We start from the raw sequence: 17,184 nt of genomic DNA on the forward strand, positions 1-17,184 counted from the left end.
TTCCAGCCATTACTCATCGCAAAACGGACAATTTGATTCGCAAAGGCGACGGTAGAGCCCCCTTATGGAACAGCAGTCCAGCGCCTTGAAGGTCATGGTGATCGACGACTCGAAAACGATTCGTCGCACCGCCGAAACGCTGTTGAAGAATGTGGGCTGCGAAGTCATCACGGCCATCGACGGCTTCGACGCGTTGGCCAAGATCGCAGACAACCACCCCGGGATCATTTTTGTCGACATCATGATGCCGCGTCTGGATGGTTATCAGACCTGCGCTTTAATCAAGAACAACAGTGCGTTCAAGGCCACGCCAGTGATCATGCTGTCGTCGCGTGACGGGCTGTTCGACAAGGCCAAGGGGCGCATTGTCGGTTCCGATCAATTTTTGACCAAGCCTTTCAGCAAGGAAGAACTGCTCGACGCGATTCAGGCCCACGTTCCGGGCTTTGCCGCCGTTTTGCCGCAGTAAGACACGTACAGTGACGCTCGGCCAGCGGGCCGGGAGTCGACAAGAAAAATGGGGAAGACCATGGCACGTATCCTGATCGTCGATGATTCGCCGACTGAAATGTACAAACTCACCGGCATGCTGGAAAAGCACGGCCATGAAGTGCTCAAGGCCGAAAACGGCGCCGACGGCGTGGCCCTGGCCCGTCAGGAAAAACCCGACGCGGTGTTGATGGACATCGTCATGCCCGGCCTCAACGGTTTTCAGGCCACCCGCCAGTTGACCAAGGATGCCGAGACCAGCCATATCCCGGTGATCATCATCACCACCAAGGATCAGGAAACCGACAAGGTCTGGGGCACCCGCCAGGGCGCCAGGGATTACCTGACCAAACCGGTCGAAGAAGACATGCTGATCAAGACTCTGAACAACGTGCTGGCCGGTTGATCGCGCGACCATGAGCGAATCGCTGACCGCGTTCGAACTGCTGTGGCAGATTGACCAGCGCTGCCGCCTGCTGGCGGCGGACCTGCCGTCGCAGCCCGGCCGTCAGGATCGCTGGAGCGGCATCGGCTTTCGCCTCGGTGAGCATTGGTACGTGACGCCGATGGGCGAAGTCAGCGAAGTGCTGCACGAACCGCGCTGCACTCAGTTGCCCGGGGTCAAGCCGTGGGTCAAAGGGGTGGCTAACCTGCGTGGGCGCTTGCTGCCGATCATGGACCTGTGCGGCTTCTTCGGCCACGAGCTGTCACCGCTGCGCAAACAGCGGCGGGTGTTGGTGGTGGAGCACAACGACGTGTTCGCCGGGCTGCTGGTGGATGAGGTGTTCGGTCTGCAGCATTTCGAACAGGACAGCTTCGAACCGATCTCGATCAGCAAACGCCAGGGTTCCAAGGCCGAGTTCGTCAAAGGCTATTTCCGGCGCGAGCAGAACTGGCGGGTGTTCAGCCTGTTTGCGCTGGCCAAATCGCCGGTGTTCATGAGCGTCGCGATATAACAGATTCAACACTGTCCCCTGTGGGAGCGAGCCTGCTCGCGAAGAGGGCGTGTCAGGCAAGATAAATATTGGCTGACCCGACGCTTTCGCGAGCAGGCTCGCTCCCACAGGGATTGCAGCAGGCCTCAAAGATGTGGGTTAAGGGCGAGGACCGATGACAAAAGCAAAAACAGGCAAGTCGGCAGAAGGGTCGCGCAGTCGCTCGCAGATCATCGTGCTGTTCATCGCACTGATCGTGTTCATCATGCTGCTGTTCGCCAACTTCGCCTACCTCAACACCCAGGCCAATTACGACAAGCAGTACATCGGCCACGCCGGTGAGCTGCGCGTGCTGTCGCAACGCATCGCCAAGAACGCCACCGAGGCCGCCGCCGGCAAGGCCGCTGCGTTCAAGCTGCTGAGCGATGCGCGCAACGATTTTGCCCAGCGCTGGGGTTACCTGAAGAAGGGCGACCCGGCCACCGGCCTGCCACCCGCGCCCGCCACCGTGCGCCCGGAAATGCGCGCCGTGCAGCTGGACTGGGAACGCCTGCTGAAAAACACCGACGCGATTCTCTCCAGCGAACAGACCGTACTCTCGCTGCATCAGGTCGCCGCGACCCTGGCCGAAACTGTGCCGCAGTTGCAGATCGAATACGAAAAAGTCGTCGAAATCCTCCTGCAACGCGGCGCCCCGGCGGCGCAAGTGGCGATGGCCCAGCGTCAATCGCTGCTGGCCGAACGCATTCTCGGCGCGGTCAACACCGTGCTCGCTGGCGACGAAAATTCGCAGCAGGCCGCCGACGCTTTTGGCCGCGACGCCACCCGTTTCGGCCAGGTGCTCAACGGCATGCTGCAGGGCAACCCGACCCTGAAAATCAGCCAGGTCGAAGACCGCGATGCCCGCGCACGCCTGAGTGAAATTTCCGAGCTGTTCCAGTTCGTCTCCGGCTCCGTGGACGAAATCCTTGAAACCTCGCCGGAGCTGTTCAAGGTCCGTGAATCGGCGAGCAACATCTTCAGCCTGTCGCAGACCCTGCTCGACGAGGCTTCGCACCTCGCCAGCGGTTTCGAAAACCTTGCCGGCGGACGCAGCACCGACACCATTGGCGGCTACGTCCTGGGCTTGCTGGCGCTGGCCTCGATCATCCTGATCGGCATGGTCATGGTCCGCGAAACCAACCGCCAGTTGCGCGAGACCGCCGAGAAGAACGAGCGTAACCAGAACGCGATCATGCGCCTGCTCGACGAGATCGAAGACCTCGCCGACGGTGACCTGACGGTGACCGCCTCGGTGACCGAAGACTTCACCGGGACCATCGCCGACTCGATCAACTATTCGGTCGATCAACTGCGCGATCTGGTCGCGACCATCAACCTCACCGCCGGCCAGGTGGCTGCCGCCGTGCAGGAAACCCAGGCCACTGCCATGCATCTGGCCCAAGCCTCGGAGCATCAGGCGCAACAGATTTCCGAAGCTTCGACGGCGATCAGCGACATGGCCCAGTCGATTGATCAGGTGTCGGCCAACGCCGCTGAATCCTCGGCGGTGGCCGAGCGTTCCGTGGAAATTGCCAACAAGGGCAACGAGGTGGTGCACAACACCATCCACGGCATGGACAACATTCGTGAACAGATTCAGGACACCGCCAAACGCATCAAGCGCCTCGGCGAGTCGTCGCAGGAAATCGGCGACATCGTCAGCCTGATCGACGACATCGCCGACCAGACCAACATCCTCGCGCTCAACGCGGCGATTCAGGCGTCGATGGCCGGGGACGCCGGACGCGGGTTTGCCGTGGTTGCCGATGAAGTGCAGCGACTGGCCGAACGTTCGTCCGCCGCCACCCGGCAGATCGAAACCCTGGTGCGGGCGATTCAGACCGACACCAACGAAGCGGTGATTTCCATGGAGCAGACCACCACCGAAGTGGTGCGCGGCGCGCGACTGGCGCAGGATGCCGGGGTGGCGCTGGAAGAAATCGAAGGGGTATCGAAGACCCTTGCCGCGCTGATCCAGAGCATCTCCAACGCGGCGCAGCAGCAGACCTCGTCGGCCGGGCAAATCTCGCTGACGATGAACGTGATCCAGCAGATCACCTCGCAGACCTCGTCCGGCTCGACCGCCACCGCCGAGAGCATCGGCAACCTGGCGAAAATGGCCAGTCAGCTGCGCCGTTCGGTATCCGGTTTCACCTTGCCGTCGGCGTCCGCGACGGACAAGGCGTGAGTGGAGTGGTTATGGGGGACCGGCACGACTACGTGGCCCTCGAATGGGTCAAGGGTGAAATTGCCGAAACGCTGAGGCAGGCGCATCAAGCGATTGAAACCGTGCTCGATGACCCGCAGGCCGCACCGGGGCTGGATGAGTGCCTGGGCTATATCCATCAGGTGCACGGCAGTTTGCAGATGGTCGAGTTCTACGGCGCGGCGCTGCTGGCCGAAGAAATGGAGCATCTGGTCGAAGCCCTGCAGCAAGGGCGCGTCAGCCACCGCGACGAAGCCCTGCATTTGTTGCTGCAAGCCTTCGGACAATTGCCGATCTATCTCGATCGGGTGCAGAGCGCCCGCCGCGACTTGCCGTTGGTGGTGCTGCCGCTGATCAACGATCTGCGCAGTGCGCGCGGTGAAAGCCTGCTCTCGGAAACCAGCCTGTTCAGCCCGCCACTGCCGGACTTGCCGCCGTTGAGCGCAGAAGCGCTGGCCGCGCTGGAGCCGGCCGAATTGCCCAACGTATTGCGAAAGTTGCGCCAGATGCTGCAGATGGCGCTGGTCGGGTTGCTGCGCGAGCAGGACGACCAGACCCACCTCGACTACCTGGCGAAAGTCTTCCAGCGCCTCGAAGCGCTGAGCGCCAATGCGCCGTTGAGCCCGCTGTGGCAGGTCGCTTCAGCGCTGGTCGAAGGCATGCGCGAAGGCGCCATCGCCAACAGCCCGGCCTTGCGCAGCCTGTTCAAGGACGCCGACAAGGAACTCAAGCGCCTGCTCGAACAAGGCCCGCGCGGCCTCAATCAGCCGCCTCCGCCGGAGCTGCTGAAAAGCCTGCTGTTCTATATTGCCAAAGCCGAACATCCCACCGGGCAGATGCTGACCATGAAAGATCGCTACTCCCTGGACGACGCGTTGCCCGACAGCGCGATGGTCGACGAAGAACGCGCGCGCCTGGCCGGCCCCGACCGCGATGCGATGCGCTCGGTGCTGGCGGCGCTGTGCGAAGAGCTGGTGCGGGTCAAGGAGCGCCTCGACCTGTTCGTGCGCAGCGACCGTCAGCACATTGCTGATCTGGAGAGCCTGCTGGCGCCGCTGCGGCAGATCGCCGACACCCTCGCGGTGCTCGGTTTTGGTCAGCCGCGCAAAGTCATCATCGATCAACTGGCGGTGGTCCTCAGCCTCGCTCAGGGCCAGCGCGAGCCGAATGACGCGACCCTGATGGACGTGGCCGGCGCGCTGCTCTACGTCGAAGCCAACCTCGCCGGAATGGTCGGCACCGTAGAGCCGGAAAGCCCCGAAGACGCGCGCCTGCCGACCACCGACCTGACACAGATCCATCAGATCGTGATCAAGGAAGCGCGCATCTGCCTGCAACAGGCCAAGGACATGATCGTCGATTACATCGACGCCGACTGGGATCGCCAGCAACTGCAACCGTTGCCGGAGTTGCTGACCCAGGTGCGCGGCGCGCTGGCGATGATTCCGCTGAGCCGTGCGGCGAGTCTGGTCGAGGCCTGCAACAGCTTCATTCGCGAACACCTGCTGCTGGATCCGCACCAGCCGGGCTGGCAGCAACTGGATAATCTGGCCGACGTCATCACCAGCCTCGAGTATTACCTCGAACGCCTGAGCGACGACCCGCAAGCGCCGAATGAACAACTGCTGGATGTTGCACAGAAGAGCCTCGCCAGCCTCGGTTTCTTTCCTGACGAGCCACCCGGCGAACCTCACGTGCCGTTGCTCGACGATGTACTCAGCCCCAGCGAAGCGCTGGTGATGCAGGACCTGCAGGCGCTGGACGATCCGCAGACCGTGCAGTCGCTGGCCGAGGTGCTGGCCAGCCCGGTGTCGGTGGTCAATCCGCCGGCCTTGATCACCCCCGGCAGCCTGATGCCGCCGCCGGTCGATGAAGCACCGGTGGACGATGAACTGCGCGAAGTGTTCCTCGAAGAGACCGACGAGGTGCTCGAAGTCCTGCACGAATACCTGCCGCGCTGGACGGCTGACACCCACGACCGCGCCGCCCTGACCGAGCTGCGCCGCGCTTTTCACACCTTGAAGGGCAGCGGGCGCATGGTGCGTGCGCTGATCCTTGGCGAACTGGCCTGGGCGGTGGAAAACCTGCTCAACCGCGTGCTGGAACACAGCGTCGAACCTGGCGTGCAGGTGCAGCAGTTGCTCACTGACACGGTGTTGCTGCTGCCGGAACTGATCAGCGAATTCGCCACGCAGCGCCAGCGTCAGCGCAGCGATGTCGATCAACTGGCGGCCCGCGCGCATGCGCTGGCCAAAGGTGTCGAGCCGCTGGCGGCCGAAGACGTCGACGATGTGGCGGCCCTCGATCCGCTGTTGCTGGAGATCTTTCGCAACGAGGCCGAAACCCACCTCGCCAGCCTCAACCGCTTCCTCGATCAGGCCGCCGAGCATGTGCCGCTGCCGGCCAGCGACGAATTGCAGCGCGCCTTGCACACGCTCAAGGGCAGTGCGTCGATGGCCGGCGTATTGCCGATTGCCGAACTGGCCGCGCCGCTGGATAAACTGGCGCGCGAGTTCAAGGCGCATCAGTTGCCACTGGATCTGGATGAAGTGGAATTGCTCCTCGAAGCCGAAGGCCTGTTCCGCGTCGGTCTGCGCCAGCTCAAGCACGATCCGCTGGCGCCGATTGTCGGTGCGCAGTCGCTGATCAAACGCACCGAAACGCTGCTGGCCGAACGACTGGAAGCGATCCTCAACGCGCCGACCACCGGCCTGCGAATAAAGCGCGATCCGCAACTGATCAACAACTTCCTCGCCCAGGGCATGGACATCCTGCTCGACGCCGAAAGCCTGTTGCAACGCTGGCAGCAACACCCCGGCGAGCGCCAGGAACTCAGCGCGCTGCTGGATGAGCTGACCACTTTGGGCGAAGGCGCGCACCTCGCCGATCTGCTGCCGGTGGATGTGTTGTGCGAAGCCTTGCTCGACCTCTATGGCGCCGTCGAAGAAAGCAGCCTGGCGGTCAGCGACAGGTTTTTCCACGAAGCCCAAAGCGCCCACGAAGCGCTGATCAACATGCTCGACGAACTGGCTGCCGGCCAGGAAATCACCCCGCAGCCGCAGCGTATCCGCGCCTTGCACGAACTGCTCGATGAAAGCCTCGACCCGTCAGCGATGGGGCTGATCCGCAGCGACGGCAGTCGCACCTTGAACATCAGCGAACTGGGTGCCGCCACCGCCGAACTCGCCCACGCCAATGCCGAGACGGCGCCGGACGACGAGATCGTCGAGATCTTCCTCGAAGAAGCGGTGGACATTCTCGACAGTGCCGGGCAAGCCTTGCAACGCTGGTTGAGCGACCCGGACAACGCTGCGCCGCTGTCGTCGTTGCAGCGCGATCTGCACACCCTCAAGGGCGGTGCGCGGATGGCCGAGGTCGATGCCATCGGCGATCTGGCCCATGAGCTGGAAGGCCTTTATGAGGGGCTGGTGGATCGTCGCTACAGTCACAGCGAAGCGCTGGGCCGCTTGCTGCACAAGGGCCATGACCGCCTGGCCTTGTTGCTGGAGCAGTTGCAGGCGCATCAACCATTGCGCCCGGCGCAGGATCTGATCGAGACGCTCCGCCAGTTCCGCCAGGGCGCCGCCGGTACTGCCGAAGCGGCGCAACCGACGGCTGAATCAGACAGCGCGGCGCATGATCCGGAGCTGCTGGACATCTTCCTCGAAGAGGGTTTCGACATCATCGAAAGCTCCGGTGCGGCGCTGCTGCGCTGGCAGGCCGAGCCGGGCAATCGGCAGGAAGTGGAAACCCTGCTGCGCAATCTGCACACGCTCAAGGGCGGCGCGCGGATGGTCGAGATCGGCCCGATCGGCGACCTCGCCCATGAGCTCGAATTCCTTTACGAAAGCCTCGCCACCGGCGTGCTGCAACCGTCCGCCGAACTGTTCGCGCTGGTGCAGCGCGGGCATGACCGGTTGGCGCAGATGCTCGACGGCGTGCGCGCCGGGCAGCCTTGCCCGCCGGCGGATCGGCTGATCAATGCGATCCAGAATTTCAGCCATCCGGCGACCCCCGACACGCCGCCGTTGCTGCCGATTCCGGCCAAGACCGAGCCTGCGGCACCCGCCGCTGATGCCGGCGCGGACATGGTCAAGGTCTCCGCCGAACTGCTCGATGAGCTGGTCAACCTGGCCGGGGAAACCTCGATTTTCCGTGGGCGTATCGAGCAGCAAGTCAGCGATGCGCAAACCGCGCTGAACGAGATGGAAACCACCATCGAGCGCATGCGCGATCAGCTTCGCCGGCTCGACACCGAAACCCAGGGGCGGATTCTCAGCCGTCAGCAAGTCGATGCCGAACGCCTCGGTTACGAAGAATTCGACCCGCTGGAAATGGATCGTCATTCGCAGTTGCAGCAACTGTCGCGGGCGCTGTTCGAATCCGCTTCCGACCTGCTTGACCTCAAGGAAACTCTCGAGCGCCGCAATCACGACGCCGAGAACCTGTTGCAGCAGCAGGGGCGGATCAATACCGAATTGCAGGAAGGCCTGATGCGCACGCGCATGGTGCCGTTCGAGCGGATGCTGCCGCGCCTGAAACGCATCGTGCGGCAGGTCGCCGAAGAGCTGAACAAGGACGTCGCCTTCATCATCGGCAACGCCGAAGGCGAGATGGATCGCAACGTGCTGGAGCGCATGGCCGCGCCGCTGGAGCACATGCTGCGCAACGCCGTCGACCATGGTCTGGAGTCGGCCGAAGTGCGGCTGGCGGCGGGCAAACCGGCGCAGGGCACGATCACCCTGGACCTGACCCGCGAGGGTGGCGACATCGTTTTTGATATTCGCGACGACGGCGCCGGGGTGCCGCTGGAAGCGGTGCGGCGCAAGGCGATCAAGCGTGGCCTGCTCGCACCGGACGCCGAACTCAGCGACCGCGACGTGCTGCAGTTCATCCTGCAGCCGGGTTTCTCCACGGCGGAAAAGATCACCCAGATTTCCGGGCGCGGCGTCGGCATGGACGTGGTTCACGAAGAAGTCCGTCAGCTCGGCGGCACCATGAGCATCGACTCGGTGCCGGGGCAGGGCGTGCATTTCCGGATTCGTCTGCCGTTCACCGTGTCGGTCAACCGCGCGCTGATGGTGCAGTGCGGGGAGGATCAGTATGCGATTCCGCTGAACACCATCGAAGGCATCGTCCGGGTGTTGCCGAATGATCTGGAAGCGCACTACCGCAACGATCCGCCGAGCTACCACTACGCCGGTCAGCGCTATGAATTGTGTTATCTGGGCGAGCTGCTGAAAACCGTGCCACGCCCCAAACTGCTCGGCCAGAGCCTGCCATTGCCGGTGCTGCTGGTGCAGTGCAATGACCGGCACATCGCGGTGCAGGTCGATGCGATGGCCGGCACTCGCGAGATTGTGGTCAAGAGCCTCGGCCCGCAGTTTGCGGCGGTGCAGGGCGTGTCCGGGGCGACGATTCTCGGCGATGGCCGGGTGGTGCTGATTCTTGATTTGCTCGCGCCGATCCGCGCGATGCAGGCGCGGGTTGCACAGCGTCCGGCGCAGGCGGAAATCGACAGCGAACCGCAGAAGCCACTGCTGGTTATGGTGGTCGACGACTCGGTGACCGTGCGCAAGGTCACCAGCCGTTTGCTCGAACGCCACGGCATGAACGTGCTGACCGCCAAGGACGGTGTCGACGCGATGCTGCTGCTCGAAGAACACATGCCCGACCTGATGCTGCTCGACATTGAAATGCCGCGCATGGACGGCTTCGAAGTCGCCACCCAGGTGCGCCACGACGAACGCCTGCAGCACCTGCCGATCATCATGATCACCTCGCGCACCGGGCAGAAACACCGCGACCGCGCGATGGCCATCGGCGTCAACGACTACCTCGGCAAGCCGTATCAGGAATCGGTGCTGCTCGAAAGCATTGCCCACTGGAGCAAGAAACATGCATGAGCGCCGCCACAACGCGCGCACCAGCCAACTCACCGGCCTGCTGCTGCCACTGGCCGACCGCAACCTGATCCTGCCCAACGTCGCCGTGGCCGAGCTGATCGACTACCAGGCCAGCGCCTTCGATCTGGACACGCCGCCGTGGTACCTGGGGCGGGTGAGCTGGCGTGAGCGGCAGATCCCGCTGCTGAGTTTCGAGTCGGCCTGCGGGCAGAAAATCGTCATCGGCGAACGCGCGCGGATCGTCATCCTCAATGCTCTCGGTGGGTTGCCGCAGCTGAAATTCATTGCGCTGCTGGTGCAAGGTATTCCGCGTTCGTACAAGCTCGACAGCCAGTTAAGTTATGTCGATGTGCCGTTGTGTGCGCTGGAGCAGGCGGCGGTGCAGGTCGGGGAACAGGTGGCCAAGGTCCCGGATTTGTTGGGGTTGGAGCAGTTGTTGGTGGAGGCTGGGCTGGTTCACTGATCCAGCCTTTGTGCTGCCCTGACTGGCCTCTTCGCGAGCAGGCTCGCTCCCACATTGAATCTTCAGTGAACACAGATTTTGGACACGACACAGATCCCCTGTGGGAGCGAGCCTGCTCGCGAAGGCGCCAGTCGCTTCACCCGATTCCTACAAATAAAGTCCGATTTCTGTAGCGCAATAAACACTTTCCAGCACAGCTGTTTAAAGACACTCAGTGTTACGCCTCATCGGCCTACAAATTCTTGCGCCGCTGCCTACGCATGCACCAGAATCCGCCGGCTTGTGCGCCCTCGGCAGCCTGCGTAACTTGATCCCGTCACTGATTCCCAGTGATCGGGTTTAGCAGCCCGTGGTTAATCTAAGGGTGCACATACATCATCGTCAGGCTCAGTGCCTGCATTCGATGGCGGCTGTGCGCAGGGCGCTTCGGCGCGCCGGCTTCCTTAGGTTCCCCGGTCTGCTAACCTGCGTTCAGCTGCCACCCCTTCTTTTAGCAGAGAAGCGGTTCCAGCTTTATTTCGGAACCTGAAAATGATTAAACCGACACCAAGCCCGCCGCCCGCAGACACGGCATCCCCTTACGAATCCCCCGAATCAAAGAAATTCCACGAAGCCGCCGAGCGCGCCCTCGACCATTACCTCGGCCCGCCAAAACCCGACCTCATGGCCACGCCCTACACCCCCAACACGCTGTACATGGCCAACCCCGACGCCGACAGCGAATCCCTGCTGGCCGACGCCAGTGAATCGCTTGGCTCGGCCACGGTCATGCTCAACAACCATGCGGCGCTGGTTGACGGCACGCACCGCAAGACCCTGCAGGGCATTGCTCAGGTGGTGATGGTGGCGGAGATGGCGGTGAATCGGGTGTTGGACAAGTGGGTGCCGACGAACTGATTGATGCGGTGTTCTGGCTGGCCTCTTCGCGAGCAGGCTCGCTCCCACAGTGGATCTTCAGTGATCCGGGATTTTGAGCACGACACAGAACCCCTGTGGGAGCGAGCCTGCTCGCGAATGCGGCAGTGAACGTTACGCTGACCGTAACGATTCACCACCGCGCTTGATTGATGCCCCCACCCCACACGCCTACCGTAGCTCCACGACAGCGAACCCCGTGGAGTGAGCATGACAACAACAATTTCCCCCGACTCGCGCTGGACGCGGCGGCGCGACGAGAAGCAGCGGCGTCTCGACAAGGTGCGCGGGCTGGCCGACGGTGTGGTGTTGCCCGGCGACAAGATCGTCGCCGCGCTTGAAGCGTTGATTCATCCCGGCGACCGCGTGGTGCTGGAGGGCAACAACCAGAAACAGGCGGATTTCCTTTCCCGTTCGCTGGCCAAAGCCGATCCGGAAAAGCTGCATGATCTGCACATGATCATGCCCAGCGTCGGTCGCTCCGAGCATCTGGATCTGTTCGAACGCGGCATCGCCCGCAAGCTCGATTTCTCCTTCGCCGGCACCCAGAGCCTGCGCATCAGCCAGTTGCTCGAAGACGGTCTGCTGGAAATCGGCGCGATTCATACCTACATCGAACTCTACGCCCGGCTGGTGGTGGACTTGATCCCCAACGTCGTGCTCTCGGCCGGGTTCATGGCCGACCGCGCCGGCAACATCTACACCGGCCCCAGCACCGAAGACACCCCGGCACTGATTGAACCGGCGGCGTTCAGCGACGGCATCGTCATCGTCCAGGTCAATCAGTTGGTGGATGACGTCAGCGAACTGCCCCGCGTCGATATCCCGGCCTCGTGGGTCGACTTCGTGGTGGTGGCCGACAAGCCGTTCTACATCGAACCGCTGTTCACCCGCGACCCACGGCACATAAAACCGGTGCACGTGTTGATGGCGATGATGGCGATCCGCGGGATCTACGAAAAACACAACGTGCAGTCGCTGAACCACGGCATCGGTTTCAACACCGCCGCCATTGAGCTGATCCTGCCGACTTACGGCGAATCACTCGGCCTCAAAGGCAAGATCTGCCGCAACTGGACGCTCAACCCGCACCCGACGCTGATCCCGGCAATTGAAAGTGGCTGGGTCGAAAGCGTGCACTGCTTCGGCACCGAACTGGGCATGGAAAACTACATCGCCGCACGCCCGGACGTGTTCTTCACCGGCCGCGACGGCTCGCTGCGTTCCAACCGGATGTTCTGCCAACTCGCCGGGCAGTACGCGGTGGATCTGTTTATCGGCGCGACGTTGCAGGTCGATGGCGACGGGCATTCCTCGACCGTGACCCGTGGTCGTCTCGCCGGTTTCGGCGGTGCGCCGAACATGGGCCACGATCCGCGCGGACGCCGTCACGGCACCCCGGCCTGGCTCGACATGCGCCATGACGATTCGCAGCAACCGATGCTCGAACGTGGCAAGAAACTCGTGGTGCAAATGGTCGAGACCTTCCAGGAGGGCGGCAAACCGACCTTCGTCGAAACCCTCGACGCGGTGGAGGTGGCGAAGAAAAGCGGCATGCCGCTGGCGCCGATCATGATTTACGGCGACGACGTCACCCACCTGCTCACCGAGGAAGGCATCGCCTACCTGTACAAGGCGCGCTCGCTGGAAGAGCGTCAGGCGATGATCGCCGCGGTGGCCGGCGTCACCGCCATCGGCCTGCGCCACAACCCGAAAGACACCGAACGCATGCGCCGCGAAGGCCTGATCGCCTTGCCCGAAGACCTCGGCATCCGCCGCACCGACGCTACCCGCGAACTGCTGGCAGCGAAGAGTGTGGCCGATCTGGTCGAGTGGTCCGGGGGCCTCTACAACCCGCCCGCCAAGTTCAGGAGCTGGTAATGCACGCACTCAACCTGCAAGCGAAACCCCTGAGCCTGAGCGAACGCTTGGCGGATCTGGCGGTGGATGCGCTGATCGACGAAGCCGATCTATCGCCGAAACCGGCGCTGGTGGACCGGCGTGGCAATGGCGCGCACACCGATCTGCACTTGGGCCTGATGCACGCTTCGGCGTTGTCGTTGTGGCCGGCGTTCAAGGAAATGGCCGAAGCGGCGGTTGAAATCGGCGAAGTCGATTCCACGTTGCGCGAAACGATTGGCCGCATCGGTCGCGAAGGCGAGCAAGCCATGCTCGCGACCACCAACGGTGTGAATACCCATCGCGGCGCCATTTGGGCACTGGGGTTACTGGTGACCGCCGCTGCGCTGGAACCGAAATCCTCAAGCGCCAACGCCGTCTCTGTTCGCGCCGCACGTCTGGCCTTGCTGGATGATCGCTACGCACCAAAACCGCTGAGCCACGGCGCTCAGGTCGCCCTGCGTTACGGCGCACGCGGCGCTCGGGAGGAAGCGCAACTCGGCTTTCCGTCCGTGCTGCAACGCGGCCTGCCGCAACTCAAACGCAGCCGCGCCAACGGTCACGGCGAACAGAACGCCCGGCTCGATGCGCTGCTGGCGATCATGACCGATCTGGCCGACACCTGCGTGCTCTACCGCGCCGGTGAACAAGGCCTGCACGCCATGCAACACGGCGCGCAAGCAGTGCTCGACGCCGGCGGCAGCGCCAGCCTCGGCGGGCGTCGTCGCCTGCACGCACTGGATCAACAACTCATCGCATTGAATGCCTCGCCCGGTGGCGCCGCCGACTTGCTCGCCGCCACGCTGCTGCTCGATCGAATCGAGCGCGACGGCATCCTTCAGGGAGCGTTTTGATGGAAACCTTATCCTTTGAATTTCCCGCCGGGCAGCCGCCACGCGGGCGCGCGCTGGTCGGTTGTGTCGGCTCGGGCGATCTGGAAGTGCTGATCGAACCGGGGCTGGCCGGCAAGCTGACGATCAATGTGCAGACTTCGGTCAACGGTGCGCAGCAGCGCTGGCAGCATCTGTTTGCGCGGATGTTCGACGGCACCACGCCACCGGCGATGGCCATCGATATTCACGATTTCGGCGCCACGCCGGGTGTGGTGCGCCTGCGTCTGGAACAAGGTTTCGAGGAGATCGGCCATGACTGACAGCGCAGCGCTGTTGCACAAGCACAGCTTTGTCGAACTCGGTGCGCGGCAACGGGCGAAAGCCTTGCTCGACGCCGGGACCTTCCGTGAATTGCTCGACCCGTTTCAACGGGTCATGTCGCCGTGGCTCGAACGTCAGGGCGTGGTGCCGCAAGCCGATGACGGCGTGGTGATCGCCAAGGGCAGCCTCGACGGTTTGCCGGTGGTGATCGCCGCCATCGAGGGCGCGTTTCAGGGCGGCAGCCTCGGCGAAGTCGGCGGGGCGAAGATTGCCGGTGCGCTGGAACTGGCCGCCGAAGACAACCGCAAAGGCATCCCGACCCGCGCCGTGTTGCTGCTGGAAACCGGTGGCGTGCGTTTGCAGGAAGCCAATCTCGGGCTGGCGGCGATTGCCGATATTCATGCGGCGATTGCCGATTTGCAGCAGTACCAACCGGTGGTCGGTGTGGTCGCGGGCAGCGTCGGCTGTTTCGGCGGCATGTCGATTGCCGCTGCGCTGTGCAGTTATTTGCTGGTGACCCAGGAAGCGCGCCTTGGGTTGAACGGCCCACAGGTGATCGAGCAGGAAGCCGGGATCGAGGAATACGACTCCCGCGACCGGCCCTTCATCTGGAGCCTGACCGGTGGCGAACAGCGTTTCGCCAGCGGCTTGGTGGATCGTTACGTCGCCGATGATGTGGCAAAGATTCGCCAGCAGGTCGGTGCGTTGCTGCAACAGGGTTTGCCAACGCGGCCGCGCAGTCAGCGTGCCGATTGGTTTTTGCAACGCCTGAACCGTTTGGACACTGGCAAGCAAATCGAACCGTCGGTGGTTCGCGATCTGTATCAAGGAGAGCGCTCATGAGTGGTTATTCGGTGCGCGGTTTGAACTGGTTCAACGCCCTGAGCGCGGGTGCGAAAGCGGTGGAGGGTTTGCCGCCCTCGTTGAAGGTGGCCGATGGCGAACTCGGACGATTGATCGCTGTGGTCGCTGACCCCGACAACCGTTTCCCACGGGCTCGCAATGGCGAAGTCGGATTGCTCGAAGGCTGGGGCTTGGCCAAGGCTGTGGATGACGCGATCACGGCGGATCGCGACAACACACAGAAACGCCCGATCATCGCCATCGTCGACGTCCCGAGCCAGGCTTACGGTCGTCGCGAAGAAGCCCTCGGCATTCATCAGGCCCTGGCCGGTGCGGCGGACAGTTATGCCCGCGCCCGTCTGGCCGGGCATCCGGTGATTGCACTGCTGGTGGGCAAGGCCATGTCCGGGGCGTTTCTTGCCCACGGTTATCAGGCCAACCGCTTGATTGCCCTGCGCGATCCCGGGGTGATGGTGCATGCGATGGGCAAGGCCTCGGCGGCGCGAGTGACGCTGCGCAGTGTCGAGGAACTGGAAGCACTGGCCGCCAGCGTGCCGCCGATGGCCTATGACATCGACAGCTACGCCAGCCTCGGATTGCTCTGGGAAACCCTCTCGGTGCAGCAGATCGAGCAGCCGACGGCGGAGGATCTGGCGCGGGTGACCGAATGCCTGAAACAGGCCATCGACGATATCTCCGGCACTGACTTGCGCAAGCGTCTCGGCGCGAAAAATCGTGAAGCCTCCAGCCGCGTGCGTGAACTGCTGAGGGCGCAGTGGTGAACCTGCCACTGGCCCACGACCTGCTGTGGGGCATGACCCCGGCGCAGTTGCCGGCGGATGCGCCGCAGTGGGCAGTCGAATCGCTGGCTGCCGGGCAACCGGTGGTGGTGCGGCGGGCGGTGAGTGCAGAAGGTTGGGTCGCGGTGGGTATTCGCGGTGTGTTGCGTGAGCAGCGGCTGGCGGCGTTCATGCCGGTCGATTCGATTGCCGGTCGCGTTAGTCCTGAGGCGCTGTGTCATGCCGAGTGCGAGCGTGATTTACCGGTGATGCAGGCACTCAAACAACTGCGGCCGATGCTCGATGATTGTGGTTGGGTCTGGGGTGTCAGCGGCAGTGTCGGATTTGAGTTGGCCAGTGGTTTTACCGCGATGCACGCGGCCAGTGACCTCGATCTGATCCTGCGTACGCCGCAGATGATCACGCGTAATCAGGCACGCAAACTGGTCGAGTTCTTTGATCAAGCCGTGTGTCGAGTGGACATGCAATTGCAGACGGCGTTTGGTGCTGTGGCGCTTCGCGAATGGGCCAGCGGTTCGCCCCGGGTGTTGCTGAAAAATCAGCATCAAGCCTGTCTGGTCGCTGACCCGTGGAACCCGCAGGAGCAGGCAGCGTGAGCAGCCTGTTGGTGTTCCCCGGCCAGGGCGCGCAGCAACCGGGCATGCTCCAGCGTTTGCCTCGGGCAACCTTGACCGAGGCCAGCGACGTGCTCGGTGAGGATATCTCGCTGCTCGACTCTGCCGATGCGTTACGCAGCACCCGGGCGGTTCAGCTGTGCCTGTTGATCGCCGGGGTCGATGCTTCGCGGCAGTTACTGCAGGACGGACTCACGGCGGATTACGTCGCTGGCCTGTCCATCGGTGCGTACCCGGCAGCGGTGGTCGCCGGGTCGCTGAGCTTCAGCGATGCGTTGCACTTGGTCAGCCTGCGTGGCGAGTTGATGCAACAGGCTTATCCACAGGGCTACGGCATGACCGCAATCATCGGCCTGCAATTATCCACCGTCGAAACGCTGCTGGCGCAGGTGCACAGCGCGGAGTCGCCGGTGTACCTGGCCAACATCAACGCCGATAACCAGGTGGTGATTGCCGGCAGCGACAAGGCGATGCAAGCGGTGGCCGAACTGGCGCGCAGTCGTGGCGCCGGTCTGGCGAAACGCCTGGCGGTGAGCGTGCCGTCGCACTGTCCGTTACTGGAAAAACCTGCGCAAACCCTCGCCGAGGCTTTCGCCAAAGTTGAACTGAAGACTCCGAAAATCGCTTACCTGAGTGGCAGTCGCGCGCGTCCGCTGGTCAAGCCAGATGCCTTGCGCGACGACCTCGCTTTCAACATGTGCCGCGTGGTGGACTGGCGCGGCACCGTACAAAGCGCCTACGAGCGCGGTGTACGTTTACAAATCGAACTGCCGCCCGGTGCGGTGCTGACCGGGCTGGCGCGCCGGGTGTTCGAATCGGGCACGGTCACTGCCTTTGACAGTGCGCGGCTCGACACCCTGCAAGCGCTGTTGCGTGAGGAGGGAAACCGCCGACCCTAAACTGCCGCGACTCAGGCTT

At 63.2% G+C, this 17,184-nt stretch carries 14 protein-coding genes; all 14 read left to right on the plus strand.

Annotation, left to right across the window (positions count from 1 at the left end; translation table 11 throughout):
• The first annotated feature begins 64 nt into the window (after window positions 1-64).
• The 14 genes from pilG (at window position 65) to mdcH (ending at window position 17,165) form a co-directional block, all read left to right on the plus strand.
• A complete protein-coding gene (gene pilG, locus ACM6HV_RS09535; protein WP_041063509.1) occupies window positions 65-469 on the plus strand; it encodes a twitching motility response regulator PilG in 405 nt (134 codons plus the stop codon).
• 60 nt (window positions 470-529) lie between these two features.
• A complete protein-coding gene (gene pilH / locus ACM6HV_RS09540; RefSeq protein ID WP_047297146.1) occupies window positions 530-895 on the plus strand; it encodes a twitching motility response regulator PilH in 366 nt (121 codons plus the stop codon).
• Window positions 896-905: 10 nt separating this feature from the next.
• Entirely contained in the window at window positions 906-1,445 is a 540-nt protein-coding gene (locus tag ACM6HV_RS09545; protein ID WP_414904051.1) for a chemotaxis protein CheW, read from the plus strand.
• Between the two features lie 154 nt (window positions 1,446-1,599).
• Window positions 1,600-3,654 carry a methyl-accepting chemotaxis protein gene (locus ACM6HV_RS09550; protein ID WP_047297130.1) on the plus strand — a complete coding sequence of 685 codons (2,055 nt, stop codon included), beginning with the start codon at window positions 1,600-1,602 and terminating at the stop codon, window positions 3,652-3,654.
• 11 nt (window positions 3,655-3,665) lie between these two features.
• Entirely contained in the window at window positions 3,666-9,578 is a 5,913-nt protein-coding gene (locus tag ACM6HV_RS09555; protein ID WP_414904052.1) for an Hpt domain-containing protein, read from the plus strand.
• Complete coding sequence (locus ACM6HV_RS09560) at window positions 9,571-10,041, plus strand: chemotaxis protein CheW (protein WP_027610587.1); 471 nt, start codon at window positions 9,571-9,573, stop codon at window positions 10,039-10,041. The genes ACM6HV_RS09555 and ACM6HV_RS09560 overlap by 8 nt, the downstream gene beginning before the upstream one ends.
• A 531-nt stretch (window positions 10,042-10,572) precedes the next feature.
• On the plus strand, window positions 10,573-10,938 hold the full coding sequence (locus ACM6HV_RS09565; protein WP_414904053.1) for a DUF6124 family protein: 366 nt from the start codon (window positions 10,573-10,575) through the stop codon (window positions 10,936-10,938).
• Window positions 10,939-11,166: 228 nt separating this feature from the next.
• Window positions 11,167-12,837, plus strand: a complete 1,671-nt coding sequence (gene mdcA / locus ACM6HV_RS09570; protein ID WP_414904054.1) for a malonate decarboxylase subunit alpha — start codon at window positions 11,167-11,169, stop codon at window positions 12,835-12,837.
• Window positions 12,837-13,709, plus strand: a complete 873-nt coding sequence (locus ACM6HV_RS09575) for a triphosphoribosyl-dephospho-CoA synthase (protein ID WP_414904055.1) — start codon at window positions 12,837-12,839, stop codon at window positions 13,707-13,709. Before mdcA ends, ACM6HV_RS09575 begins: the two co-directional genes overlap by 1 nt.
• A complete protein-coding gene (locus tag ACM6HV_RS09580; protein WP_003229075.1) occupies window positions 13,709-14,008 on the plus strand; it encodes a malonate decarboxylase subunit delta in 300 nt (99 codons plus the stop codon). The genes ACM6HV_RS09575 and ACM6HV_RS09580 overlap by 1 nt, the downstream gene beginning before the upstream one ends.
• On the plus strand, window positions 14,001-14,852 hold the full coding sequence (locus ACM6HV_RS09585) for a biotin-independent malonate decarboxylase subunit beta (protein ID WP_414904056.1): 852 nt from the start codon (window positions 14,001-14,003) through the stop codon (window positions 14,850-14,852). The genes ACM6HV_RS09580 and ACM6HV_RS09585 overlap by 8 nt, the downstream gene beginning before the upstream one ends.
• Complete coding sequence (mdcE, locus tag ACM6HV_RS09590; protein ID WP_414904057.1) at window positions 14,849-15,634, plus strand: biotin-independent malonate decarboxylase subunit gamma; 786 nt, start codon at window positions 14,849-14,851, stop codon at window positions 15,632-15,634. Before ACM6HV_RS09585 ends, mdcE begins: the two co-directional genes overlap by 4 nt.
• Complete coding sequence (locus ACM6HV_RS09595) at window positions 15,628-16,248, plus strand: malonate decarboxylase holo-ACP synthase (RefSeq protein WP_414904058.1); 621 nt, start codon at window positions 15,628-15,630, stop codon at window positions 16,246-16,248. Before mdcE ends, ACM6HV_RS09595 begins: the two co-directional genes overlap by 7 nt.
• Window positions 16,245-17,165: a malonate decarboxylase subunit epsilon gene (mdcH, locus tag ACM6HV_RS09600; RefSeq protein WP_414904059.1), complete on the plus strand. Its 921-nt coding sequence runs from the start codon at window positions 16,245-16,247 to the stop codon at window positions 17,163-17,165. The genes ACM6HV_RS09595 and mdcH overlap by 4 nt, the downstream gene beginning before the upstream one ends.
• The last annotated feature ends 19 nt before the right edge of the window (window positions 17,166-17,184 follow it).

This window comes from Pseudomonas sp. IT-P260 (genome assembly GCF_949768395.1).
Lineage (GTDB): Bacteria > Pseudomonadota > Gammaproteobacteria > Pseudomonadales > Pseudomonadaceae > Aquipseudomonas > Aquipseudomonas parakoreensis.

Bases quoted from the DNA above. Each gene is read 5' to 3' on its own strand.
- pilG (WP_041063509.1), top strand. From the start codon at position 65: ATGGAACAGCAGTCCAGCGCCTTGAAGGTCATGGTGATCGACGACTCG.
- pilH (WP_047297146.1), top strand. From the start codon at position 530: ATGGCACGTATCCTGATCGTCGATGATTCGCCGACTGAAATGTACAAA.
- ACM6HV_RS09545 (WP_414904051.1), top strand. From the start codon at position 906: ATGAGCGAATCGCTGACCGCGTTCGAACTGCTGTGGCAGATTGACCAG.
- ACM6HV_RS09550 (WP_047297130.1), top strand. From the start codon at position 1,600: ATGACAAAAGCAAAAACAGGCAAGTCGGCAGAAGGGTCGCGCAGTCGC.
- ACM6HV_RS09555 (WP_414904052.1), top strand. From the start codon at position 3,666: ATGGGGGACCGGCACGACTACGTGGCCCTCGAATGGGTCAAGGGTGAA.
- ACM6HV_RS09560 (WP_027610587.1), top strand. From the start codon at position 9,571: ATGCATGAGCGCCGCCACAACGCGCGCACCAGCCAACTCACCGGCCTG.
- ACM6HV_RS09565 (WP_414904053.1), top strand. From the start codon at position 10,573: ATGATTAAACCGACACCAAGCCCGCCGCCCGCAGACACGGCATCCCCT.
- mdcA (WP_414904054.1), top strand. From the start codon at position 11,167: ATGACAACAACAATTTCCCCCGACTCGCGCTGGACGCGGCGGCGCGAC.
- ACM6HV_RS09575 (WP_414904055.1), top strand. From the start codon at position 12,837: ATGCACGCACTCAACCTGCAAGCGAAACCCCTGAGCCTGAGCGAACGC.
- ACM6HV_RS09580 (WP_003229075.1), top strand. From the start codon at position 13,709: ATGGAAACCTTATCCTTTGAATTTCCCGCCGGGCAGCCGCCACGCGGG.
- ACM6HV_RS09585 (WP_414904056.1), top strand. From the start codon at position 14,001: ATGACTGACAGCGCAGCGCTGTTGCACAAGCACAGCTTTGTCGAACTC.
- mdcE (WP_414904057.1), top strand. From the start codon at position 14,849: ATGAGTGGTTATTCGGTGCGCGGTTTGAACTGGTTCAACGCCCTGAGC.